This is a genomic window from Vibrio sp. 1159 (assembly GCF_033340395.1).
Classification (GTDB): Bacteria; Pseudomonadota; Gammaproteobacteria; order Enterobacterales; family Vibrionaceae; genus Vibrio; species Vibrio alginolyticus.
Genome location: NZ_JAWOWL010000020.1, coordinates 51,219 through 75,011, shown reverse-complemented (window position 1 = coordinate 75,011; position 23,793 = coordinate 51,219). Strand labels below are relative to the sequence as shown.

Annotated in this window: 21 protein-coding genes and 2 pseudogenes; 17 read left to right on the top strand and 6 right to left on the bottom strand. The window is 46.0% G+C overall.

All coding sequences use genetic code 11. The annotated features are described in order from the left end of the window. Positions 1-171 precede the first annotated feature (171 nt). Positions 172-780, top strand: a pseudogene (locus R7127_RS16030) (MarC family protein). Between the two features lie 418 nt (positions 781-1,198). Here the strand turns inward: R7127_RS16030 and R7127_RS16025 are convergent. After that, positions 1,199-1,639: a phosphate-starvation-inducible PsiE family protein gene (locus R7127_RS16025; RefSeq protein WP_005375731.1), complete on the bottom strand. Its 441-nt coding sequence runs from the start codon at positions 1,637-1,639 to the stop codon at positions 1,199-1,201. 174 nt (positions 1,640-1,813) lie between these two features. On the opposite strand from R7127_RS16025, the gene R7127_RS27065 reads away from it, so the two are divergent. The 4 genes and pseudogenes from R7127_RS27065 (at position 1,814) to R7127_RS16010 (ending at position 5,007) form a co-directional block, all read left to right on the top strand. Continuing rightward, positions 1,814-2,008: a hypothetical protein gene (locus tag R7127_RS27065; RefSeq protein ID WP_146106997.1), complete on the top strand. Its 195-nt coding sequence runs from the start codon at positions 1,814-1,816 to the stop codon at positions 2,006-2,008. Between the two features lie 414 nt (positions 2,009-2,422). Next, positions 2,423-3,202 (top strand): annotated as a pseudogene (locus R7127_RS27060) (PAS domain-containing protein); the annotation flags it as partial. Further along, positions 3,200-3,736 (top strand): methyl-accepting chemotaxis protein, encoded by a 537-nt coding sequence (locus R7127_RS27055; protein WP_372036153.1) that lies wholly within the window; start codon positions 3,200-3,202, stop codon positions 3,734-3,736. The pseudogene R7127_RS27060 and the gene R7127_RS27055, both read left to right, overlap by 3 nt. 392 nt (positions 3,737-4,128) lie before the next feature. Next, positions 4,129-5,007 carry a DMT family transporter gene (locus R7127_RS16010; protein WP_005375761.1) on the top strand — a complete coding sequence of 293 codons (879 nt, stop codon included), beginning with the start codon at positions 4,129-4,131 and terminating at the stop codon, positions 5,005-5,007. A 46-nt stretch (positions 5,008-5,053) separates the two neighbouring features. Here R7127_RS16010 and R7127_RS16005 read toward each other — a convergent pair whose 3' ends face one another. From R7127_RS16005 to R7127_RS15985, 5 genes are all read right to left on the bottom strand, one after another. Beyond that, entirely contained in the window at positions 5,054-5,962 is a 909-nt protein-coding gene (locus R7127_RS16005; protein ID WP_025767658.1) for a hydroxymethylglutaryl-CoA lyase, read from the bottom strand. Next, positions 5,962-6,801 (bottom strand): enoyl-CoA hydratase-related protein, encoded by an 840-nt coding sequence (locus R7127_RS16000; RefSeq protein ID WP_047100922.1) that lies wholly within the window; start codon positions 6,799-6,801, stop codon positions 5,962-5,964. Before R7127_RS16000 ends, R7127_RS16005 begins: the two co-directional genes overlap by 1 nt. A 29-nt stretch (positions 6,802-6,830) precedes the next feature. Next, a complete protein-coding gene (locus R7127_RS15995; RefSeq protein WP_064376502.1) occupies positions 6,831-8,435 on the bottom strand; it encodes a carboxyl transferase domain-containing protein in 1,605 nt (534 codons plus the stop codon). A 25-nt stretch (positions 8,436-8,460) separates the two neighbouring features. Beyond that, a complete protein-coding gene (locus R7127_RS15990) occupies positions 8,461-9,630 on the bottom strand; it encodes an isovaleryl-CoA dehydrogenase (RefSeq protein ID WP_005375766.1) in 1,170 nt (389 codons plus the stop codon). A 66-nt stretch (positions 9,631-9,696) separates the two neighbouring features. Beyond that, on the bottom strand, positions 9,697-10,071 hold the full coding sequence (locus tag R7127_RS15985) for a MerR family transcriptional regulator (protein WP_017821195.1): 375 nt from the start codon (positions 10,069-10,071) through the stop codon (positions 9,697-9,699). Positions 10,072-10,346: 275 nt separating this feature from the next. Here R7127_RS15985 and R7127_RS15980 point away from each other — a divergent pair, with 275 nt between their 5' ends. From R7127_RS15980 to cyoE, 12 genes are all read left to right on the top strand, one after another. Beyond that, on the top strand, positions 10,347-11,558 hold the full coding sequence (locus R7127_RS15980) for an acetyl-CoA C-acyltransferase (protein WP_262584722.1): 1,212 nt from the start codon (positions 10,347-10,349) through the stop codon (positions 11,556-11,558). 23 nt (positions 11,559-11,581) lie between these two features. Next, a complete protein-coding gene (locus R7127_RS15975; RefSeq protein WP_172563963.1) occupies positions 11,582-13,075 on the top strand; it encodes a CoA-acylating methylmalonate-semialdehyde dehydrogenase in 1,494 nt (497 codons plus the stop codon). A 19-nt stretch (positions 13,076-13,094) separates the two neighbouring features. Then, positions 13,095-14,249, top strand: coding sequence for an acyl-CoA dehydrogenase family protein (locus tag R7127_RS15970; RefSeq protein ID WP_064354634.1), 1,155 nt, complete (start codon positions 13,095-13,097; stop codon positions 14,247-14,249). Positions 14,250-14,287: 38 nt separating this feature from the next. Next, positions 14,288-14,968, top strand: a complete 681-nt coding sequence (locus R7127_RS15965) for an enoyl-CoA hydratase (protein ID WP_318141799.1) — start codon at positions 14,288-14,290, stop codon at positions 14,966-14,968. Positions 14,969-14,976: 8 nt separating this feature from the next. Beyond that, positions 14,977-16,116 carry an enoyl-CoA hydratase/isomerase family protein gene (locus tag R7127_RS15960; RefSeq protein ID WP_064354636.1) on the top strand — a complete coding sequence of 380 codons (1,140 nt, stop codon included), beginning with the start codon at positions 14,977-14,979 and terminating at the stop codon, positions 16,114-16,116. Positions 16,117-16,127: 11 nt separating this feature from the next. Beyond that, positions 16,128-17,033, top strand: a complete 906-nt coding sequence (mmsB, locus tag R7127_RS15955) for a 3-hydroxyisobutyrate dehydrogenase (protein ID WP_005375775.1) — start codon at positions 16,128-16,130, stop codon at positions 17,031-17,033. A 110-nt stretch (positions 17,034-17,143) separates the two neighbouring features. After that, the gene (locus tag R7127_RS15950; RefSeq protein WP_005375778.1) at positions 17,144-17,902 is read left to right on the top strand and encodes an SDR family oxidoreductase; all 759 of its coding nucleotides are present in this window, start codon (positions 17,144-17,146) and stop codon (positions 17,900-17,902) included. 794 nt (positions 17,903-18,696) lie between these two features. After that, positions 18,697-19,578: a ubiquinol oxidase subunit II gene (gene cyoA, locus R7127_RS15945; protein WP_005388604.1), complete on the top strand. Its 882-nt coding sequence runs from the start codon at positions 18,697-18,699 to the stop codon at positions 19,576-19,578. 5 nt (positions 19,579-19,583) lie between these two features. Next, positions 19,584-21,620, top strand: a complete 2,037-nt coding sequence (gene cyoB / locus R7127_RS15940) for a cytochrome o ubiquinol oxidase subunit I (protein WP_005375781.1) — start codon at positions 19,584-19,586, stop codon at positions 21,618-21,620. Continuing rightward, entirely contained in the window at positions 21,610-22,212 is a 603-nt protein-coding gene (gene cyoC, locus R7127_RS15935; RefSeq protein WP_033906953.1) for a cytochrome o ubiquinol oxidase subunit III, read from the top strand. The genes cyoB and cyoC overlap by 11 nt, the downstream gene beginning before the upstream one ends. Further along, positions 22,212-22,523 carry a cytochrome o ubiquinol oxidase subunit IV gene (cyoD, locus tag R7127_RS15930; protein WP_005375783.1) on the top strand — a complete coding sequence of 104 codons (312 nt, stop codon included), beginning with the start codon at positions 22,212-22,214 and terminating at the stop codon, positions 22,521-22,523. Before cyoC ends, cyoD begins: the two co-directional genes overlap by 1 nt. Beyond that, positions 22,484-23,398 (top strand): heme o synthase, encoded by a 915-nt coding sequence (gene cyoE, locus R7127_RS15925; RefSeq protein WP_033906955.1) that lies wholly within the window; start codon positions 22,484-22,486, stop codon positions 23,396-23,398. The genes cyoD and cyoE overlap by 40 nt, the downstream gene beginning before the upstream one ends. Positions 23,399-23,793: the final 395 nt, after the last annotated feature.

Sequence of the window (23,793 nt, the reverse complement as noted above, 5' to 3'; positions counted from 1 at the left end):
CTTTGAGATATTAATAGTTATCGATAGGATAGAAGTAAGTTCTGTATTGTAAATAACGCACCATTTTTGTTTTTCTGAATGAGCTCTCGCTATGTTAGCGTCAAACATTTTCTCTGCTACTTCAAGCTGATCTTCTATCCTTAAAGCTAAATTGGTACTGGAGAAAGTAGCATGATTGACTTTGTGGCAACTTTTATCTTTTTCTTTGCTGTCATCGATCCCATAGGTACTGTGCCCGTTTTTATCGCAGCCACAAAAAGCTATGAAGAAGTGGCAAAGCGTAAGGTCGCTCTGTTTGCGACTCTATTCTCCGCTGCTATCCTACTGTTTTTTGTTGTTGCTGGTGAAATCATACTTACAGCAATGCGTATTCCCTTGTCTGCGTTTTAAATCTCGGGCGGTATCGTATTGTTCTTGTTTGCTTTGACTATGATATTTGGTGAGAGTAAACCAGCAGAAGAAATCAGAACGCTCAATAGTCATCATGATACAGCAGTTTTTCCTCTAGCCATTCCATCAATTGCTAGCCCTGGCGCAATATTAGCCGCCGTTTTACTCACAGAGAACGTGCGGTTTAATATTTGGGAGCAAGTCCAGACAGTGGCTATGATGCTGCTGGTACTATTGGTTGTTTATATCTTGCTATTAATGGCCAGCGGCATACACAGGATTATTGGGAATACAGGAGCTAGTGCTGTAAGTCGGATCATGGGGTTGATATTAGCCGCTGTGGCCACGACCAACACTCTGAATGGGATTGAAAGTTACTTTGACCTTTAAGGCTTTTTCGCAAACTGAGCTGAAGGTATGCGTTAAGAGCTAATTTTACGGCGAGATGACCGACCACCTGACAATCACTTTTCTGGCGGTTACTTTTAGCCGGATGTAATCCTTCAGGCTATTCGTGACGACCTTGTTTAAGAGGATCACGGAAAAGTTGAAATTAAAATACATAGATGTTGAGGGTATAAATCAGATGGGGAACTGGAGCAACACTTGCCCCATTGAGCTGTGCCAATACTCAAAGATTAGCTGCTAGAAAATAATATCGATAATTTCTCCGCCTAGGCACTACTCTATAATCTTGTAGTCTCGTAGTATATAGAGCCTAGCATGGAGGAATCTATTAGCTTCAACGTGCCAAGACAAGGCTCTTTCATGCCTTGAGAGTATCTGCAAAGCCGGGAGGCTGAGATGTTTATTCAGTATGGCTCTTATTGGGCAGTTTATGGATCAGCCAGTAACCAAGACTCATACTAAGAACTACAGCCGCAATTCCAATCAGGTACATTGGAGACAAGGTTTCAAAGTCTATAATAATGACCTTTCGGGAGATTGCCATCAGCGCGGTGGCCATGACGATTTTTACATGAATAACATTCTCTCGCAGGTAAATAGTTATATTGATGAAAATTTCAATAGCAATTAAAACGGCCATAAAAGCACCAAAAGTGGCTAGCATATCTGAAATCGTCAGAATAAGTTTAGGTGGCGTGATAAGTTTTTGATATATCGTCCATGCAACATCTATCACACCCATGACGATTACAAACAACATAACTATCGACAATACTCTTACAGACCAATGAATCACTATCTGTAATTTTTTTGTTAACTTATCATTTTTATCGACTTCCATGGCCCTGTTTCCTTCGCTTGTTTATGTTCACTTAACCTTCATATGTTGAAGCTAGACAATTGAATACATGTCGTTTAAAGCATAGTTGCTGTGGTGAGAGATAGAAGCGTCCGAGGGAAGGAAGTTATGAAACTTAGGAGTGGGCACAATGTTGGACACATAATGTAATCTCTGGTGTCATGCGTTATTACCTCATTACCTCATTACCTCATTACCTCATTACCTCATTGCCTCATTTCTGATCGTGACGAGTCGACTGGTGAGGTGGTGATTCATCACCTTCACGGCAAACTGAATGAGCGGATACCACAACGTATTGATACTGGGCAAATCGATGCGCTTGTTGCTGGTTCCTCCGTGCGTTGTTAATAGAAATACAAGCGAATAAGGAGTGGGTAATCGCTCAAAAGTCGGGTGGAAAAGCGGTAAAACGGCGAAAATTATTGGAACTAAGTCAAGGCCCTTTTTTTAAATGAAAAGGCTTATTGATCTGAACACACCACTTCTCCATATAAGTATATCCACAAATACAAACCTCAAATTGGCGATAAAGAGCTTTAATATTGATAAATATATAAACAACTTGGGTGCTGAAGAAATTTCAGTATACTGCGCTTAGGTTACACTGGAGAAAAAATCGCCGTATTCCCTGCGGGGTCCTTTGATAAGAAATAGAAATCGCGTTTGAATATGCAACCAAACGATTTTGCCGCTTGCAGTTTATTCGGTATACAAATAATAAACCTTTGACTAATCCGAAGGTCGGTCAAATGAGAGAAAGTCATGTTTTTTAATAAGTCGCTTCAACAAGAAAATCAACGATTAAAGCAGGAGTTGCAAATCCTGCAGCAAATCCAAACCAGTTTAGATGAAGAGATGATCCGCTTAACATTGGATAGTAAAGGCCTCATTACTTCTGCAAATACTAAGCTACAGCAAGAACTTTTCTTAAATGATGATGAGATCTTAACGAAATCAATTACTGAATTGGTACCGTCAAATTCGCGCAATACAGATCACTTTCATCGAATGAAGAAAGCCGTCCAAGATAAAGTGTTCTGGAATGGGGCATTGCAAGTACAGAAAGGTAATGGTGAGGAAGCCTGGTTAAGAACGATTATCCAGCCTGTTTTAAATGAGCACAGAGAAGTAGAAAGCTTTTTTGTTTTTGCTTCTGAACTTACGCGAACGATCAAATCATCCCGTGAGCAAGAGGACATGCTAAATGCATTAAGTCGTTCTATGGCGGTGATTGAGTTCACATTAGATGGCCATGTTTTAAAAGCCAACGATAATTTCCTAAACACAATGGGTTATACGCTTGATCAGATTCAAGGGAAGCATCATCGCATGTTTTGTGATCAGGAAGAGTCGAGCTCTCAAGCTTACCGTGAGTTTTGGCAACGTTTAGCAAAAGGGCAATTTTCATCAGAGCGATTCAAACGAGTTAACCGTTATGGTGAAGAGGTGTGGCTAGAGGCTTCATATAACCCTATCCATAACGACAGAGGAGAGCTCTACAAGGTCGTTAAGTTCGCGACAGATATTACCCAGCAGGTGATGCAGGAACAGAAAATGGCCCAGGCTGCGCAATTGGCGAACGAAATCTCCCAAGAAACTGGTACACAAACCCTGCAAGGGCAAGAGGTTATAGGCTCAACGTTAGAAAAGATGCAGATACTTTCCGAGCAAATGCAGCAAGCGAACACCGCGATTGACGAGCTTAAAGCGCACTCATCGCGTATTAGCGAGTTGGTAAATAGCATCAGTGGTATCGCTGACCAAACTAACTTATTGGCGTTAAATGCGGCGATAGAAGCGGCTCGTGCGGGTGAGCATGGTAGAGGTTTTGCCGTTGTTGCTGATGAAGTCAGACAGCTTGCTACAAGAACCAATGCAACCACCGATGAAATTGTCACAATGGTCAGTGAAAACCTACAGCGAACAGATAACGCAGTTAAGCTGATCGCTAAATGCCAAAAAGAAGCACTAGATACGCTAGAGCTCTCTGAAAAAGCAGGCAATGTGATGAATGAAATACAAGATGGCGCTAGCCGTGTTGTAGAGGCCGTGGAGCAATTTAACCGCTCGTTGTAGTTAATCAATAGGTTTTCATTGTAGGGGCGATGGGTAAAAAGCAATTCACCTTATTCAACCTGTATTGAGGAGCGTTGAAGTCGCAATACTACTCCTGCCGCAGTCAAGTTAAGCGTTTTGAAGGGGAGGTAGTTCGACACCCGGTACAGGTTTTAGCCAGTTTGCTTGCTGTATAGAATGCTAAAGTAATTTAGTATGCGAAAAGGCTTGCCTTAATACTTTGCCTGCATTTAATGTATCTAGCAGCAGAACTTCAATCTGCGTGACAACAATACAGGAGAGGATCGGGCTTTCACTTTTTCGCTCGACACAAACCCCTTTCAAATTTACACAATAGCGCAGTAAAAACTCTCTTGCTGCGCTATTGTGTGTTCCATATTTTGTGAGTACTTATGTTTAACTCAGAACGTAAAGCGACGGTTATTCTGGTTGCGACGACGATGATCGCGGCACTTGGCTGGATATTCTCTAAGGAAACAATACAGGGTTTACCACCTTTTGGCTTTATTGGGGCGCGATTTACTATCGCTTCGCTCTGCTTACTGCCTCTATGTTACCGACCTTTGCTGAAAGCAAACTTAAAAGATGTGCTTTCTGCTGGTGGTGTCGGGCTCCTGTTAGGCAGTGCCGTTATGACATGGATTTACGCTATTTCTATCAGTGATACTCTCGGGGAAGGCGCATTTATCATGAGCCTTTCCATGCTGTTTGTGCCGATTGTTGCATGGGTTATGTTTCGTCAACGACCACAACGAATTTTCTGGCTTTCTTTGCCTATCGCTGTATTAGGTCTTGCTTGTCTTTCTTTAGTTGGTGGCTGGAAACAATCGGCCAGTCAATTGTGGTTTCTTGGTGCAGCACTGGTTTTGGCGCTTCATTTTAATGTGAACAGCAAATACTCTCAAAAACTACCTGTGCTCCTGCTTACTTGCGTGCAACTTTTTTCAGCAGGTTGTTTAGGTTTGCTGGTTTCATTTTTTATGGAATCTTTCCCGGCAGAGGTGGACTCCTCTATTTGGTGGTGGTTTGCGTTGAGTACCTTATTAGCGACGAGCTTGCGTTACGTAATGCAAACTATGGGGCAAAAATTTGTTCAGGCAGGTAACGCTGCTCTAATTATGATATTAGAACCAGTTTGGACGGTTATTCTGAGCGTGCTGTGGTATGGCGAAGTGCTAACGGCAAATAAACTAGTAGGTTGTGTGCTTATCTTATTTTCTCTAATTATTTATCGTACTGGCGGGCGGTTTCGCTTCCCTACTCGAAAGTAGAGCAAATTAACTTGGGTTGGGAGAATTTGAGGTGCCGGATGGCCTTCTACGAAAGTGATAATACGCGGTTACGCAATGCTAATGACACTTTTGATGTAGGCTGCCGACCCAGCTCTTCGCTGATCATCCAGCCAGCTTTAGCCAGTAGCTCTAAGTCAATCCCCGTCTCTATTCCTAACCCTTGGCATAAATACAGTACATCCTCCGTTGCGACATTCCCTGATGATCCATGAGCGTATGGGCATCCACCCAGCCCAGCTACACTACTGTCGATGGTGTTGATGCCCATACTCAGTGCCTGATAAATGTTGGTGAGAGCTTGTCCCCATGTGTCGTGGAAATGGACAGCAAGCTGGGGAAGAGGTGCAACCAACATGACGGCTTCTAGCATAGCAGCGATACGGTTTGGCGTGCCTGTACCGATTGTGTCGCCTAGAGACACCTCATAACACCCTAAATCGATGAGTGATTTGACCACGCTCGCCACTTGTTTAGGGGCTGTCGGGCCATCGTAAGGGCAGTCGGCAACGCAGGATAGATAGCCACGAACAGGGATGCCGTGTTTGGTGGCTAATCGCATTACAGGTTCGAAGCGAGTTAGGCTTTCTGCAATCGAGCAATTGATATTGTGTTGGCAGAATCCTTCTGAGGATGAAGTGAAAATTGCGACCTGATTGGCGTCAGCCTCCAACGCTTGTTCTAAGCCTTTTAGGTTTGGAGTCAGGGCAGAGTAGGTAACATGATTTCGCCGTGTTATTGCTTTCATGACCTCTGTTGAGTCCGCCATTTGTGGCACCCATTTGGGTGAGACAAAAGAGCCCACCTCAATATGCGTTAACCCAGTATCAGAGAGTAAGTTGATCAGCCGGATTTTAGTCTGGGTCGCAACAGGAGATTCATTTTGCAACCCATCTCTAGGACCTACTTCGACAATCTTTACTTTGGAAGGTAGCATTACTTGTCCTGTGACTTGGTGACCCAACTTGGGCTACGTTTTTCAAGAAACGCTTGCAGCCCATCTTGACCTTGGGGTGATACTCTAATGTCCGCAATGAGCTTGCTAGTATAGTGAATCAGTTGTTGATCGATGGGGTTTTGATGACATTGATGGCAGAGCGTTTTCGCTTTACGCATCGCATCTGGGCTATTAAGTAGCAACGTCTTGATTACGCTATCGACCGCATTTTCAAGCTGTTTGGCTTCTTTCACTTCGTGCACAATACCAAACCGTTCGGCATCTTCGGCTGAAATGACTTCACCACTTAAGATATAGCGTCTAGCTTGTCTATTCCCCATCGCGCGCATGACGTAAGGCGCAATGGTCGCTGGAACTAAACCAAGCTTAACTTCACTTAAGCAAAAGTTGGCACTTTGGCTTGCGATGGCGATATCACTACAACAAATCAACCCTAAAGCACCACCATAAGCGGAACCTTGAACAACTGCGATGGTGGGTTGAGGGAACGAATCTAGTGTTTCCATGAGTCTTGCCAAGTTTTGGGCATCAACGAAGTTATCTTGCCTCGTGCTGTCGGCCATCGACTGCATCCAATTCAAATCGGCCCCGGATGAAAAATGCTTACCGTTACTTCTTAATACCAAGCACCGCACATCCGTTCGTAAAGCGAGATAATCTAGGCGGTGGATCAGCAAGTCGATCGTACAAGCGTCAAAAGCATTGTGTTTGGCTGCTCTGTTTAGGGTAATGGTCGCTACGCCATTATCATCGACATGCCAAAGAACATCATCTTGCCTTTGGGCGTTGGGAATAATGCTTGGTTGCATTTCCTGCATACTTACTTCCTTAATTCATCTTTGGATGTTTACATTCTGAAGACGCCAAACTCGCTATCAGGAATGGGGGCGTTTAATGCTGCCATTAACGCTTGACTCAACACCTGACGCGTTTTTTTAGGGTCAATAATTCCGTCATCCCATAGCCGAGCACTCGCAAAATAGGGATGTCCTTGTGTTTCATACAAGTCTATGATCGATTCTCTAAAAATGTGCTCTTCTTGCTCTGACCACGCTTCCCCCTGACGTTCCTTCGCGTCTTTTCGAACTTGTGTTAAAACGCCTGCTGCTTGTTCTCCGCCCATCACAGAAATACGCGCGTTCGGCCACATCCACATCATGGTTGGATCATACGCTCGGCCGCACATGCCGTAATTACCAGCGCCGTACGATCCACCGATGATCACGGTAAACTTCGGCACGTCAGCACAAGCGACGGCCATCACTAGCTTGGCGCCATGTTTTGCGATGCCTTCTTCTTCAACCTTTTTTCCGACCATAAAGCCGGTAATGTTTTGGAGAAAGAGAAGCGGTGTTTTCCGTTTGGCGCACAGCTCAATAAAGTGCGCGCCTTTTTGTGCCGATTCAGAAAACAAGATACCGTTGTTTGCCACAATACCAATCAAGTGTCCTTGAATACGAGCGAAGCCACACACTAGCGTTCTGCCATACAAGGCTTTGAATTCGTCGAAATCAGAATCATCGACGATGCGGGCAATAATTTCTCGAACGTCGAATGACAGTCGTAAGTTGGCATTCACGATTCCGTAGATTTCTTCTGCGTCGTAGCGGGGAGGAAGCACGGTGTTTTCTGGCTTAACAGGTCTTGTTCTATTGGCATTGGCAATGGCTTCTCTCGCAAGCATTAGGGCATGTTCATCATTTTCAGCGTAATAATCTGCGACACCAGATTTTCGACAATGCACGTCTGCACCGCCGAGCTCTTCACCCGTCACGACTTCGCCAGTGGCCGCTTTCACCAAAGGTGGCCCCGCCAAAAAAATGGTGCCTTGCTCTTTAACCATAATGGACACATCCGCCATGGCAGGAACGTACGCGCCTCCAGCAGTGCAAAGCCCCATCACAACAGCAACTTGGGGGATGCCTTTCGCCGACATTCTCGCTTGGTTAAAGAAAATGCGACCAAAGTGTTCTTTGTCGGGGAAGACGTCGGACTGATGAGGGAGATTTGCGCCACCGGAGTCCACCAAGTACACGCAGGGGAGTTGGCAACGTTGGGCAATCTCTTGCGCTCTAAGGTGTTTTTTTACCGTGAGTGGGTAGTAGGTTCCGCCTTTTACCGAAGCATCGTTGGCGATGACCATGCATTGAATCCCCTCTATGATACCAATGCCGGCGATAACGCCAGCGCAGGGGATCGCTTCGTCATACACTTGCCAGGCGGCAAACTGGCTGATTTCAAGAAAGTCAGTGTTGTCATCAAGCAAGCGCGCGATGCGTTCTCGGGCGGGGAGTTTTCCTTTTTGCCTCTGGTGCTGAATGGCTTTTTCACCGCCGCCCTGTTTGATGGTCTCGATGTGTTGATTAAGTTGAGTGACCAACGTTTCCATCGCAGCTTTATTGGAAAGAAATAACTCGTCAGTTGGCTTAGTTTTACTTTTGATAATGGCCATAATGACTTCCTTGTCGTATGTTCCGTTAGCGAGATTCTTCGAACAGCTCTCGGCCTATTAACATGCGGCGAATCTCAGAGGTACCCGCGCCGATTTCATAAAGCTTTGCATCACGTAGCAAACGACCAGCAGGGTATTCATTGATGTAGCCATTCCCACCGAGCAACTGGATTGCATCGAGTGCCATTTGTGTGGCGAGTTCTGCACTGTACAAAATCGCGCCAGCGGCGTCTTTGCGTGTAGCGTTACCTCGATCACAAGCCGCTGCGACGGTATATACATACGCTTTTGCTGCACTCATTCGAGAGTACATATCGGCGATCTTGCCCTGAACTAACTGAAACTCGCCAATGGGTTTTCCAAACTGCTCTCGTTCATGTACGTACGGGACCACAATGTCCATGCAAGCTTGCATTATCCCGAGTGGTCCGGCAGCGAGGACGACGCGCTCGTAATCCAGCCCACTCATTAACACCTCGACGCCTTGATTCAACTCGCCAAGAATATTCTCTTTTGGCACTACGCAATGGTTAAATACAAGTTCGCAAGTATTCGAGCCTCTCATGCCTAGCTTGTCCAGCTTTTGAGCATGAGTGAAACCTGCGAAGTTACGTTCAATAATGAATGCGGTAATGCCACGTGAACCTGCGCTGACATCTGTTTTAGCGTAAAGCACCACTACGTCAGCATCGGGCCCGTTTGTTATCCACATTTTGTTGCCATTCAGTACAAAATGGTCGCCCTTGTTCTCCGCTTTCAGTTGCATGCTTATCACGTCTGAACCGGCATTGGGCTCACTCATCGCTAGGGCGCCAACGTGCGTACCATCAATGAGTTTTGGAAGGTATTTTTCGCGTTGAGAAGGCGTGCCGTTACGAAAGATTTGGTTGACGCACAGGTTAGAATGAGCTCCGTAGCTTAAAGCGACAGACGCAGAGGCACGGCTGATTTCTTCCATGGCAACAACATGAGCGAGGTATCCCATGCCTGCACCACCAAGCTCTTCATCGACGGTCACACCAAGCAACCCCATTTCTCCCAACAAAGGCCATAAATGATTCGGGAACTGGTTATCGCGGTCTATCTCAGCGGCGATGGGCGCAATATGTTCCGTAGCAAAGGCATTAACGTGTTCTCGGAGCATATCGATGGTATCACCAAGTCCGAAATTGAGTGGGGTATAAGTGCTTTTCATAACGTCTCCCGGTATCAGAGGTAAGGTGGAAAAGCCTGTAGCGGTGTTGCTAATTGAGTATAGCGTTTATGTCTGCTTGCTTTTGAGTGTTTGAATACAACGCTCCTTAGCGGCATTCAACTCTGCCATAACGACGCTGATGTCGTTGAGTTGTTGCTGTAGGACGGCTTGTTTCTCTTCAATGATATTGAGCATTTTCAATAACTGTCCTTCGGTTTGTTGCATGTCGTAGAGCTCGAAAAGTTCACGAATTTCTGCCAACGAAAAACCGAGTCGTTTCCCTCTTAAAATCAATTTGAGGCGAATTCTATCCCTGCGTTGATAAACGCGCATATTGCCTTTTCGCTCTGGTTCAATCAGACCCACGTCTTCATAAAACCGGATACTGCGAGTAGTAATATCAAACTCCTTGGCGAGGTCACTGATCTTGTATTTTTCCATAACATACTTACCTCGAATAAAAATCCAGTTTCTGGAAATCGAACCTTTAATGGGAAGGTCGAACATCAACTTTGAAATATAAACGCCTGCTTGGTGTGTTTTTTCATCTCATTGTAAAGGCTAGTGCTATGCTTACGTAAACGTCAAGAAATCGCGGAATGAAAGTTTGTTAGTGAAAAAGGCGACAAAGGCTGGTGTGGCGCTTGGTGAGTAATTCTATGTAGGGTGTCATCAGTCTGCCAAGTGTTCACATATACCTTAAGGGAATGCGAATCATGGGAAAAGACATCTGGATTGTCAGCGCGAAAAGAACGCCAATTGGGCGCTTTCAAGGCAAGTTGCAAACTTACTCTGCTCCTCAATTAGGCGCACTGGCGATCAAGGCGGCAATGCACGAAGTGAATGTGACTTCGGTGGATGAAGTGTTCATGGGATGTGTGCTTCCAGCAGGGTGTGGACAAGCTCCTGCGAGGCAAGCATCTATGGGGGCAGATCTTCCTTTGGGTGTAGGGTGCACCACCATTAACAAAGTGTGTGGCTCTGGCATGAAGAGCGTCATGTTAGCGCACGATCTCATTAAAGCTGGAACGATTCGCTCTGCCATTGCTGGTGGTATGGAAAGTATGACCAATGCGCCGTATTTGCTGAGGGAGGCGAGAAAGGGAATGCGCATGGGGCACCAGTCTACGTATGACCACATGTTTCTCGATGGGCTACAAGATGCTTACGAAGGGCACTTAATGGGTGTTTATGCTCAGCAAGTCGCTGACAGGCTTAAGTTCACCAGAGAGCAAATGGATGAATGGGCCGTGATGTCGGCAAAGCGTGCGTTGGAAGCTCAAGAGCGAGGATTGTTTGCCGATGAACTTTCGCCGGTTTCACTCAATACCAAGTCAGAACAAGCGGTGCTGGACTACGATGAGCACCCTCGCTCGATTGACCTTGGTAAAATTCCTCAACTCAAACCTGCATTCGATGAAAAAGGTACGGTGACCGCTGCTAATTCGAGTGCCATTTCAGATGGCGCGGCGGCTCTGGTGCTTATGGATGAAGACACTGCGCGTCATCAGGGGCTTAAACCACTTGCGATCATCAAGGCGCACTCTACACATGCCAGAAAACCTGCAGAATTTACTTTGGCACCCGTCTACGCAATTGAGCAACTGCTGTTCCAGCTAGATTGGTCAATTTATGAAGTGGACCTGTGGGAAATCAATGAAGCCTTTGCCGTCGTGACACAAATAGCGGTGGCGGAACTTGGACTGGATACGAGCAAAGTAAATATTAAAGGTGGAGCTTGTACGCTTGGGCATCCGATAGGGGCTAGTGGCGCACGAATTCTGGTGACATTGATTCACAGTTTGCGTCAGCTACAAGCGCTAGGCACCAATGGTGATCTCGAAGCCAAAAAAGTGATGCGGGGTGTTGCGTCACTTTGTATCGGTGGTGGAGAAGCCACGGCGATAGGCATTGAAATACCGCTTTAATTGAAATTAGAAAGGAGTAAATGATGACTCGTTTGGTTCCCTTGTTTATTGGTGGCGAGTTTCGTGAATCTCAAACATCGGATTGGGTTGAGGTAACCAATCCCGCCACTAATGATGTCATTGCGTACGTTCCATGTTCCACAGAGCACGAGATGGAAGCCGCCATTGATAATGCGAAAGAGACATTCCAATCTTGGAAGGAAGTGGCAATATCCGAGCGTGCCCGAGTCATGCTGCGTTATCAGCACTTGCTCAAAGAGCATCATGATGAGCTTGCCACACTGCTTTCTCATGAAACGGGTAAGATTTTAGCGGATGCCAAAGGCGATGTGTGGCGTGGTATCGAGGTGGTTGAGCAGGCTGCAAACATTGCCAGCAATATGATGGGAGAAACCGTCGAAAACGTTGCCACGGATATTGATAGTTACTCAATGATTCAGCCCCTAGGTGTGTGTTGCGGCATTACGCCGTTTAACTTTCCAGCCATGATTCCGTTGTGGATGTTCCCAATCGCTATCGCTGCGGGCAATACGTTTGTGCTCAAACCCTCCGAACAAGTGCCATTGACCTCTATTCGTTTAGCTGAACTATTTGAGCAAGCTGGTGCGCCGAAAGGAGTGTTGCAGATCGTTCATGGCCGCAAAGAGCAAGTCGACTTTCTTCTGGCTCATCCTGATATTCGAGCGGTGTCATTTGTTGGCTCGGTTCCCGTTGCCCGTTATATCTACACCACAGGGACTAAACATTTTAAACGTGTTCAAGCTTTTGCAGGTGCAAAAAATCACATGGTGATCATGCCTGATGCGAACAAGGAACAAGTGGTGAATAACCTAATCGGAGCCTCCGTTGGGGCGGCGGGGCAGCGTTGTATGGCAATTTCTGTTGCGGTATTTGTCGGCGATTCAAAACAATGGATTACAGACCTCAAACAGGCAATGGCGAAAGTACACCCAGGGCCTTGGGATGATGAACAGGCTGCTTATGGCCCACTGATCAGTGAGCAAGCCAAGCAACGCGTATTGGACCTAATCGAAGATGGCAAACAACAAGGCGCAGTGTGTGAACTCGATGGTAGTCAGTGTGAAGTGGACGGCTTTCCCGATGGAAACTGGATTGGCCCAACCTTGTTTAGCGGTGTAACAGCGAACATGTCGATTTACACGCAAGAGATATTTGGCCCTGTCTTAGTTTGTATGGAAGTCGAAACGTTGCAAGAAGCTATTGAGTTAGTGAATCGCAACCCTTACGGCAACGGAACTTCTATATTTACCGCTAATGGCGCTGCTGCGAGAAAATATCAGCATGACATTCAAGTCGGTCAGGTTGGGATCAATGTGCCTATTCCAGTTCCTTTACCATTTTTCTCCTTTACTGGTTGGAGAGGCAGTTTCTATGGTGATTTACATGCGTATGGTAAACAAGCGGTACGTTTTTATACCGAGACTAAAACGGTGACGGCACGTTGGTTTGATGACGATATTCCGACGGGGCCCAATCTGACCATCCAACTGCGCTGAGTGAATAAAAGGAGCTTTTATGGACTTTGAACTTAATGAAGATCAACGTGCATTTGCCGATACCGCTCAACAATTTGCCGATGAGCGTTTAGCACCGATGGCGGCGGAATGGGATGAAAAGCAGATCTTCCCCAAGGACGTATTGAGAGAGGCGGGGGAACTGGGGTTTCTCAGTCTCTACACACCAGAAGAACATGGCGGCTTAGGGTTAAGCCGTTTGGATGCGTCAATTATCTTTGAACAACTCTCAATGGGCTGTACGTCGACGACCGCTTTCATGACTATCCACAATATGGTGAGTTGGATGATAGCCAGTTTTGCTACCGATGAAGCCAAAACGCAGTTCTGTCCGAAATTAGTTACGGGGGAGTGGTTAGGCTCCTATTGCTTAACCGAACCCAACGCAGGATCAGACGCCGCTGCACTGACCACTTCCGCTACAAAAAAGGGAGATAAGTATGTCATCAACGGCGGCAAAACCTTTATCTCTGGCGCGGGAGAGACAGATGTTTTGGTCGTGATGGCGAGAACCGGAGAAGCGGGTGCCAAAGGCGTGTCTGCATTTGTTGTTCCTGCTCACGCAGATGGTATCAGCTATGGGCGCAAAGAACCCAAAATGGGTTGGAACAGCCAACCAACACGAGCGGTTACTTTTGAAAATGTCGTTATTCCAGCTAGCCATTTACTGGGCGAAGAAGGGCAAGGTTTTGTCTTTGCGATGAAAGGGCTTGATGGAGGGCGTATAAATATTGCGACCTGTTCCGTCGGTACGGCTCAACAGGCCCTTAATCAGGCGGCACGGTACATTCAAGAACGTAAGCAGTTCGGCAAGTCGCTTGCGCAGTTTCAAGCCTTACAATTCAAATTAGCAGACATGGCGACAGATCTAGTGGCTGCTCGGCAGTTAGTGCGCTATGCCGCCAGTAAACTCGACCGAAATGACCCCGGTGCCACGGCTTATTGCGCAATGGCAAAACGGTTCGCAACCGATGTGGGCTTTCAGGTTTGCGACCAAGCGCTGCAGCTTTATGGCGGCTATGGCTACATCAAAGAGTATCCAATGGAGCGTCATTTCAGAGATGTGCGTGTGCATCAAATTCTGGAGGGGACAAACGAAATCATGCGCTTGATCATCGCGCGCCGTTTGCTCTCTGAGGAATCGGCCTTGCTGTAGCGAAGTATTGGATTTGCTCATTGAGAAAGGATTCAGATATGCCATTAACACAAGAAGCCATTCAACATACGATCACTAATCACGTTGCGGTGGTGACGATGAACAACCCGCCAGCCAATACGTGGACAGCAGAGAGCCTCAAGCTATTTTCTGATGGTGACAAAGCGGTTGCGTTAGACATGGCGCGATGCTTTGGTGAAGCCTTTGAAACGCTCTCGGAATTCCGTGGTGTTTCCATTGCCGCCATTAATGGTTACGCCATGGGCGGAGGGTTAGAAGTGGCATTAGCTTGTGACATTCGAGTCGTTGAAGAGCAAGCGGTACTTGCTTTACCAGAAGCCAAAGTCGGACTTTTGCCCTGTGCTGGTGGTACCCAAAACCTCACAGCGTTAGTGGGGGAAGGCTGGGCAAAGCGCATCATTTTATGTGGAGAGCAAGTCAGCGCTGACAAAGCAAAAGAACTAGGCCTAGTTGAGGAGTTGGTTCCCAAAGGCGAAGCTTTAAGTAAAGCGCTAGAGCTTGCTGAATCTGTTGCGAACCAGTCGCCATCTTCTGTCGCCGCATGTAAGGCGCTCATTCAAAATATGCGCTCTGCGCCACTTAAGCACGGCTTCATGAAAGAGCGAGAGTTGTTTTTGAATCTTTTTGATACGGAAGATCAAGTTGAGGGTGTTCGCGCCTTTTTAGAAAAACGCCCACCGCAATGGAAAAACCGATAGGAGGCCACATGGCAGGGATGGTAACCATCAGTGAAATAGAGTGCTTAGATGGCGTGCACCGCATTGGTATCGCAACGTTAGACAACACCGCTTCATTGAATGCATTGACGTATGACATGTTAGTCCAACTTAACGATCAGCTTATCAAGTGGCAAGACGATCCGCATGTGACTTGTGTGGTACTCACTGGCGCTGGAGAAAAAGCATTCTGTGCTGGTGGCGATGTTCGAGCTATGTATCACGTCATGCATAACGAGAGTAAAGAAAAAATCGTAGAGTTCTGTACGGACTATTTCTCGTTGGAGTATGAGTGTGACTATCTCATTCACACTTACAACAAGCCTATTATCGGTTGGGGAGAAGGTATTGTAATGGGTGGTGGGATGGGGCTTTTTATGGGAACCAGCCATAAAGTTGTGACAACAACATCACGCCTTGCTATGCCAGAAATCAATATTGGACTGTATCCTGATGTGGGAGGTACGTGGTTTTTAAGCCAGATAGATCCGCAAGTGGGTTTATTCCTCGGATTGACAGGTTCCATGGTGAACTCAAGTGACGCTGTCACTATTGGTTTGGCCGATTGGTTACTGTTGGAAGAGCAGTATCCCACCTTACTGGATGAGCTAAAGCGGCTCCAGTGGGGGAAAGAAGATGCGAAAGAGTTGGTAACTGCGCTACTACAATTAATGGAAGAACAGGTTATTGATAGCAAACCAACCACGCAAATTTGTCCATACTTAGATCAGATAGAGGAAGCGTGCAAAGGCTTTGATCTTAATACGATAGCACAGCGAATCATGGCTATCGACGGGAACAGTCAGTGGATAGAAAACGCGAAACAAACGTTCGCATCGGGCAGTCCGATCACCGCGCATATTTGCTTTAGACAAGTGAAAGAGTACCACAGCTTACCGCTTGCAGATTGCTTCCGTTTAGAGTTGAGTTTGTCGGTTCGCAGTGCCTTATTAGGTGAGTTTAAAGAGGGCGTCCGTTCTCGGCTCATTGACCGGGATGGCGAGCCGAGCTGGATATTTAACAGTGTCAGTGAAGTCGATGAAGATGTTATCGATACTTTGTTTACCTCTCTTTGGTCAGATAACGAGCATCCGCTTGCTAATTTGGGTGAACAAACACTAGGTCAATAAGGAGAATGATCATGAGTACCATCGCATTTATCGGTTTAGGAAGAATGGGGCATCCTATGGCGCAAAACTTACTCGCGTCTGGATTTAACGTGCAAGTATTCGATGTCGATAGCGAAGCCGCAAAGCAACTAGTACCTTTTGGTGCGGTGGTGGCGAGCTCTATCGAAGAGGTAGTAGATGGTGCTAGCACAGTCATCACGATGCTACCAGCAGGGTCTCACGTTCGTTCCGTGTATCTTGGTGACTTACACGGTGGCGTAGGTGTCCTCAATCTTGTCTCGCCAAGTACCTTGATGATTGATTGTTCAACCATTGATCCGGACTCCGCGCGATTAGTCGCCAATGAAGCGGCAAATAAACGCGTGTTGTTTGTCGACGCACCCGTTTCGGGGGGCGTTGCTGGCGCTAAAGCGGCGACATTAACCTTTATTGTTGGTGGTTCGGATCAAGCGTTTTCTAAAGCCAATGCGATTTTGCAGTATATGGGAAAAAATGTTTTCCATGCTGGCAAAGCAGGCGATGGTCAAATGGCGAAAATCTGTAACAACCTCATGCTCGGCATTTTAATGTCTGGTACGTGCGAGGCATTAAACCTAGGTATCGATCATGGACTCGATCCAAAAGTGCTATCAAACATCATGCTGCAAAGCTCTGGCCGAAATTGGGCATTGGAGCTTTACAATCCTTGCCCAGGCGTGATGGACAGTGCGCCAGCCAGTCACGATTACCAACCGGGCTTTATGAGCAAACTCATGCTAAAAGATCTCGGCTTGGGGTTAGATGCGGCGTTACAAACACATTCTTCGGTTCCGATGGGGTCGTTAGCGCGCAACTTATATTCTTTCCACAACGCGAGCGGCCACGGCGAGCTCGATTTCTCAAGCTTATTTGAGTTATACAAGAGTAAGAAAGGCTAGACTGAGTTTTGTGACAAACCAGCCCGAGATGGTGACCTAAAACGCGCATCATTTCGGCCAACTTAGACTGGTTGAGATAGAGAACATTACGAGCTATGGAGTGCACCAATATGGACATAAAAAGTAGTGTTATTGCCATTACAGGAGCAGGGCAGGGGCTTGGGCAAATGATGGCCATTACCCTTGCTCAAGCTGGCGCTGATTTAGCGTTATTGGATGTAAACGCCAGTGGCTTAATGGAAACACAAGAGCAGTGTCGAATGCTGAGTGCGAAAGCGTTGACATATCAAGTGGATGTCACCAACGAAATCGATGTTGAAACCACGTTTGAAGCGATTATCCAAGATTTTGGTCAACTCAATGGGTTAGTCAATAACGCTGGCGTGTTAAGAGATGGGTTACTTGTAAAAGCAAAAGATGGCGTGATCAGTAAGATGTCTTTGGATCAATTCAATTTGGTCATGAACGTTAACGTGACAGGAACATTTTTGTGTGGGCGTGAAGCTGCCGTCAAGATGATTGAGAGTGGCTCCCAAGGCGTTATCATCAATATTTCTAGTGTTGCGAGAGCAGGGAATATCGGACAAACCAATTATTCTGCATCTAAAGCGGCGGTCGCGACCATGGCGACAACATGGGCCCGTGAGCTCGCAAGATACGGTATTCGCGCGGCGGCGGTTGCACCAGGTGTAGTACACACCGCGATGGCAGAGCAAATGAAACCCGAAGCCATAGAGCGATTAGAAAAGATGATCCCAGTTGGCAGGATGGGCGAAACAAGCGAAATCGCGCATGCAGTAAAATACATTATTGAGAGTGATTACTTTACTGGCAGGGTTTTAGAAGTGGATGGAGGCATTCGTATGTAAAGCCCCAGGGTTAGGCCCCACAGACCGGAATGACAAGCTTCTTTCCCTTTCAACATTTTCTATGTTGTGGAGTGCTAATTCTGCGCAACCCAAATATATTTACAACTTATGTTTGGATTTACCTTGAGAATGATTTCTCACAATCCAATAAAGAGATGTAAATACCACTCAAATATTAAGTGAAATCATTAATTTGATGTTGATCACACTTTTGTTTTTTTAGTTTCCGCTTCTCATTAAGGCTATCTGCGTAAATGAAGTTGATAGTCAGTCTCATCAATTTTAAGTTTCAACTATTTGTTTTTAAATAATTAATTGTTGAAGCACGAGAAATTCGTGTTGAGGTTAATATTCGATTTAAAGTGTGTAACTTCCATTAATGGAAGGTTAGTTTCCAGTTGTGGCTAATGAGCTTTAACTTTTTACTCCTCATAATGCGCCAAATGTAACATAGTGTTTCAAAGTGTAACAATAAACTCACACTAAGAGTGTGGTTTTGATCTCCACTCAATTCCGTTTTGTTTCGCTCTGAGCCCGACGTTACTCATGCTCAACACATAAACATTCTAATGACTATAACAACTGGTTCTTGGCTTGATACCAATCGTATCGTAGTAAATAACGGTTCATTCTAGCTGGTTAAATGCTTGATGACGAAGTTGAAAAATTGTAAGTAGAATAACTACTTATCGAAGTTTTTTCTTGTTCTCATACATTACCTCTGCGCTATTTGTGAGCTCTTATTTACTTTGATTGGCATCTGCTTTGAAACCAGACAACCATCGAGAAAGTTAATGGAAGCCTCAAGATATAAACGCATCTTGTCGAGGGGAAGTTTGGCGTCCGTCATACTTATGCTCTCAGGATGTAATTCAGCTTTACTTGACCCCAAAGGTGCCATTGGTGTGCAAGAAAAAGAGTTAATTATTACTGCTCTTTTGCTGATGTTGATCGTTGTAATCCCTGTGATTTTAATGACGATTTACTTCGCTTACCGATACCGCGCCTCTAACACTGAAGAAGAGTACGCACCCGAGTGGTCACACTCGACCAAAATCGAAGTGGTGGTATGGACAATTCCAATCATCATCATTGCGATTCTTGCGACGATCACATGGCGTTCGACTCATGAACTAGAGCCATCCAAACCTTTGGAAAGTGATGTTAAACCAATGACCATCGAAGTGGTGTCACTCGATTGGAAATGGTTGTTCATCTATCCAGAAGAAAACATTGCGACGGTGAACTATGTGGCGTTCCCGAAAGACGTGCCAGTGCAGTTCAAACTGACTTCGGACAACATCATGAACGCGTTTTTCATCCCTCGCTTAGGTACACAGATCTACGCGATGCCAGGCATGGTAACCAAGCTCAACCTCATAGCGAACCACGAAGGTGACTACAAGGGTTTTGCATCGAACTACAGCGGCGAAGGCTTTTCGCAAATGAAGTTCACAGCTTCAGCAATGTCTGATCGTGCTGCGTTCCTAAATTGGGTGCAGAAAGTGAAGGCGAGCCCTGATCGTATTGAAGATTGGGAGCAATACAGCTCACTGGCAGCGCCAAGTATCGCAGAGCCAGTCACTTTGTTCTCTAGCGTTCCTCCGTTCTTGTTCACCGACGTTGTGACTCAGCATCCTGGTTCAATGAACTGTTTGCCTGAAAACCAAGGATAATCGTAATGTTTGGAAGATTAACTCTTGATTCAGTTCCATTCCACGAACCTATTATTGTCATCACCCTAGCGGTTGTGGCGCTGGTTGGTTTAGCCGTAGTTTACGCGGTGACCAAAGCCGGAAAGTGGCAATATTTGTGGAATGAATGGTTTACTTCAGTAGACCATAAAAAACTTGGCTTCATGTACATCGCAGTAGCGATGGTGATGCTTGTTCGTGGTTTTGCTGACGCAGTCATGATGCGTAGTCAGCAACTCCTTTCTTCTGCGGGTGAAGCAGGTTACTTGCCACCGCATCACTACGATCAAATTTTTACTGCCCATGGCGTGATCATGATCTTTTTCGTAGCGATGCCATTGGTTATTGGTCTGATGAACATCATCGTGCCATTACAGATTGGTGCGCGTGACGTAGCTTTCCCGTATCTGAATAACTTGAGCTTCTGGCTGTTTGTTGTTGGTGTCATCCTAACAAACATGTCTCTCGGCTTAGGTGAATTTGGTCGCACCGGTTGGTTGGCGTATCCGCCGCTTTCAGGTATTGAGGCTAGCCCAGGAGTCGGGGTCGACTATTGGATTTGGGCGCTGCAGATATCAGGTGTTGGTACGACGTTAACAGGCGTGAACTTCTTCGCGACCATTTTGCGTATGCGTACACCGTCTATGCCAATGATGAAGATGCCAGTTTTCACTTGGGCGTCTCTGTGTGCAAACATTTTGATCATCATTTCATTCCCAATCCTAACGGTGACTATCGCTCTGCTAACGCTGGATAGATACCTAGGCATGCACTTCTTTACCAATGATCTTGGCGGCAACGTAATGATGTACGTCAACCTTATTTGGGCTTGGGGTCACCCAGAAGTGTACATCTTGATCTTGCCAATTTTTGGTGTGTTCTCAGAAGTCACCGCAACCTTCTCACGTAAAAAGTTGTTCGGTTACACATCGCTAGTTTGGGCTACCGTAGTTATCACGATTCTTGCCTTTGTCGTTTGGCTACACCACTTCTTTACGATGGGGTCTGGCGCGAACGTAAATGCCTTCTTCGGTATTGCCACGATGATCATTTCTATCCCAACAGGGGTGAAGATCTTCAACTGGCTATTCACCATGTACAAAGGCCGCATCCGCTTTACGACGCCAATGATGTGGACGGTGGGCTTCCTGATCACCTTTACTGTTGGTGGTATGACGGGCGTACTAATGGCTGTTCCGGGTGCAGATTTCGTTCTGCATAACTCAGTATTCCTAATTGCTCACTTCCACAACGTTATCATCGGTGGTGTGGTGTTTGGATGTTTCGCTGCGATCACTTACTGGTTCCCGAAAGCGACCGGTTTCACCATGAATGAAACTTGGGGCAAACGCGCGTTCTATCTTTGGATTATTGGTTTCTTAATGGCGTTCTTACCGCTTTACGCGCTGGGCTTCATGGGGATGACTCGTCGTTTAAGCCAAGACATCAACCCAGAATACTTCCCACTGTTGTCGATTGCCGCAGCAGGTACGGTTGTGATTGCGCTGGGCGTATTGTCTCAGTTCATCCAAATTTACGTGAGTATCCGTGACCGCGAGCAAAACCGTGATCTAACTGGTGACCCGTGGGGTGGACGTACTCTTGAGTGGGCAACATCGTCTCCACCGCCGTTCTACAACTTTGCGCACCTACCAAAAGGTGATGTGCTGGATGCCTTCTGGTACCAGAAACAAAGTGGCGAGTTCGATCCAACTAAAGAAGTGGAATACGAACGTATTCATATGCCAAAAAACACGGCAACAGGCATCTACGTGTCGGCTTGGTCGCTCCTATTTGGCTTCGGCATGATTTGGTACATCTGGTGGCTAGCGGCGGCAAGTTTGGTCGGTATTATCGTGACGTGTATTCAGCACAGCTACAACGATGACGTGGATTACTACGTGGAAGTTGAAGAGATCAAAGCAATTGAGGCCGAACGTCGAGCTCAGCTTGAAGAAGCGAAGAAAAACTCAGTGAAAGACAGCGAAAGTAAAGATGATCTGGAGGTGACGTATGCAAACTAATATCGCAGCACATCACGACCATGATCACCACCATGACACGAATGGCAACAAGCTATTTGGTTTTTGGGTTTACCTGATGAGTGACTGCGTACTGTTTGCGACCTTGTTCGCGACATACGCTGTGTTGTCGAGCAATTCAATTGCGGGCCCAACAGGTAAAGACATTTTCGAACTCCCATTTGTGTTTGTCGAAACCATGCTACTGCTGTTTAGCAGTATCACATTTGGTTTTGGCATTATCGCGATGAAGCGCAACAACGTTGCTGGTCTCAAACGTTGGATGTTAGTCACGTTCGCGCTTGGTCTTGGCTTTATCTGTATGGAGGTCTATGAGTTCCATCACCTGATTGAAGAAGGCTATGGGCCACAAACAAGTGCATTCCTATCGGCATTCTTTACGTTGGTTGGTACGCACGGCCTGCACGTAACCTTTGGTCTGATTTGGTTAGCGGTAACGTATCATCAACTGTCGACGAAAGGTCTGAACGACAATATGGCAATGCGCTTTAACTGCTTAAGCCTATTCTGGCACTTTCTAGATATCGTTTGGATTTGTGTCTTTACCATCGTTTACTTACTGGGGGTAATGTAATGGATCAACATGTAGAAACCAGTTCGTCAGATTACGTGAAAGGCTTTATTGCCTCACTGATTCTGACGGTAATTCCGTTCTACTTTGTTTGGACGAAATCATTACCAGATACAACGACCTATGCGATTCTATTTGGATGTGCATTAGTGCAGATATTTGTTCACTTTAAATACTTCTTGCACATGGAAACAAAAACATCCGACGGACGTTGGAACCTTGTATCACTGATGTTTACCGCCATTGTTGTACTTATCCTTATCGCTGGCTCGGTATGGATCATCTACAACATGAACGTCAACATGAAGTTGTAGGCCAAGGTATGCTGAAAAGTTATTTGTCTATCACTAAACCGGGCATTATTTTCGGCAACCTGATTTCTGTTGCGGCGGGGTTCTTCCTCGCCGCAAAAACAGAACCAGCCAGTCTAATGTTGTTCGTTACGACGTTAGTTGGTGTTGGGTTAGTCATCGCTTCAGGTTGTGTGGTGAATAATATTTTCGATCGTGATATCGACCAAAAGATGGCACGTACACGAAATCGTGAAACAGTGAAAGGCAACATCAATATCGATATTGCGTTTGTTTATGCACTTGCATTATTGCTGGTAGGAACCGCACTGTTATTTATCCGAGTGAACCCACTATCCGCTGTCGTCGTGTTGCTTGGCTACGTGTATTACGTGTTCTTTTACACGATGTGGTACAAACGTAACTCGGTGTATGGAACCTTAGTGGGAAGTATCTCAGGCGCAGTTCCGCCATTGGTGGGTTACTTGGCGGTAACAAACTTCATTAGCTTGGAAGCGATTTTACTCTTTACCATGTTCTGTCTCTGGCAAATGCCGCACTCGTATGCCATTGCCATGTTCCGCATGCAAGACTACCGAGAAGCCGGGATTCCCGTATTGCCAGTTAAAGAAGGCATTCATAAAGCGCATCGACACATGAAAGCGTATGTCGTGGCGTTTGGAGCAGCATCATTGGGGTTATTTTTACTAGGTGAAGCCGGGTATGAATACTTAGCGGTTGCAGCGGTTGTTTGCTTTATGTGGACGAAAGTGACCTTTCGCAGCATTGATGACAACAACTACATCGCTTGGTCAAAGTCGGTGTTTAAAGTCTCACTGCTAGTGGTGATGGGGATCAGTGGTGTGCTTGGTGTCGAGTTGATTCCTCTAGCTCTGTAACAACCAAACCTAAGCGTTTGCTAAGCGCCAATATCTTTTGCTGCTGAATGCATGAATGACCTTACCTAGAAGTAAGGTCATTTAACTTTCTATTGTCCTTTGTTTTCCCTGTTTTTCCTGTTCCTCCTCTAGCTTCACTATCACGTATTCATATCTAAAAGCAAAAACAACCAGTGTGTAAAACATAGTGGGTCGCGTGTTTCCGCTGACGCGTAATAATGCCAAGAGATAGCGACGATTAAGCCAAAAAGTATAAACAGCGCAATAACTCTATTTGCCATATGAGAATTCAATATCGATAGTTTGTAATGTAAACATTTGGGGTAGTGCTAGTTCCGATAGCAGCATACAAACTAACAATGTGAATGTTTGAGTTGAATCACCAGCTAGCGAAA

Excerpts from the sequence above, each read along its gene's own strand:
- R7127_RS16000 (WP_047100922.1), bottom strand. The coding sequence starts at position 6,801 with ATGCAGGAAATGCAACCAAGCATTATTCCCAACGCCCAAAGGCAAGAT.
- R7127_RS27055 (WP_372036153.1), top strand. The coding sequence starts at position 3,200 with ATGCAGGAACAGAAAATGGCCCAGGCTGCGCAATTGGCGAACGAAATC.
- cyoA (WP_005388604.1), top strand. The coding sequence starts at position 18,697 with ATGGAAGCCTCAAGATATAAACGCATCTTGTCGAGGGGAAGTTTGGCG.
- R7127_RS15960 (WP_064354636.1), top strand. The coding sequence starts at position 14,977 with ATGGCAGGGATGGTAACCATCAGTGAAATAGAGTGCTTAGATGGCGTG.
- R7127_RS16005 (WP_025767658.1), bottom strand. The coding sequence starts at position 5,962 with ATGCTACCTTCCAAAGTAAAGATTGTCGAAGTAGGTCCTAGAGATGGG.
- R7127_RS15995 (WP_064376502.1), bottom strand. The coding sequence starts at position 8,435 with ATGGCCATTATCAAAAGTAAAACTAAGCCAACTGACGAGTTATTTCTT.
- R7127_RS15970 (WP_064354634.1), top strand. The coding sequence starts at position 13,095 with ATGGACTTTGAACTTAATGAAGATCAACGTGCATTTGCCGATACCGCT.
- cyoE (WP_033906955.1), top strand. The coding sequence starts at position 22,484 with ATGGATCATCTACAACATGAACGTCAACATGAAGTTGTAGGCCAAGGT.
- mmsB (WP_005375775.1), top strand. The coding sequence starts at position 16,128 with ATGAGTACCATCGCATTTATCGGTTTAGGAAGAATGGGGCATCCTATG.
- R7127_RS15975 (WP_172563963.1), top strand. The coding sequence starts at position 11,582 with ATGACTCGTTTGGTTCCCTTGTTTATTGGTGGCGAGTTTCGTGAATCT.
- R7127_RS15950 (WP_005375778.1), top strand. The coding sequence starts at position 17,144 with ATGGACATAAAAAGTAGTGTTATTGCCATTACAGGAGCAGGGCAGGGG.
- R7127_RS15985 (WP_017821195.1), bottom strand. The coding sequence starts at position 10,071 with ATGGAAAAATACAAGATCAGTGACCTCGCCAAGGAGTTTGATATTACT.
- R7127_RS15980 (WP_262584722.1), top strand. The coding sequence starts at position 10,347 with ATGGGAAAAGACATCTGGATTGTCAGCGCGAAAAGAACGCCAATTGGG.
- R7127_RS16010 (WP_005375761.1), top strand. The coding sequence starts at position 4,129 with ATGTTTAACTCAGAACGTAAAGCGACGGTTATTCTGGTTGCGACGACG.
- R7127_RS16025 (WP_005375731.1), bottom strand. The coding sequence starts at position 1,639 with ATGGAAGTCGATAAAAATGATAAGTTAACAAAAAAATTACAGATAGTG.
- cyoB (WP_005375781.1), top strand. The coding sequence starts at position 19,584 with ATGTTTGGAAGATTAACTCTTGATTCAGTTCCATTCCACGAACCTATT.
- R7127_RS15990 (WP_005375766.1), bottom strand. The coding sequence starts at position 9,630 with ATGAAAAGCACTTATACCCCACTCAATTTCGGACTTGGTGATACCATC.
- cyoD (WP_005375783.1), top strand. The coding sequence starts at position 22,212 with ATGGATCAACATGTAGAAACCAGTTCGTCAGATTACGTGAAAGGCTTT.
- cyoC (WP_033906953.1), top strand. The coding sequence starts at position 21,610 with ATGCAAACTAATATCGCAGCACATCACGACCATGATCACCACCATGAC.
- R7127_RS15965 (WP_318141799.1), top strand. The coding sequence starts at position 14,288 with ATGCCATTAACACAAGAAGCCATTCAACATACGATCACTAATCACGTT.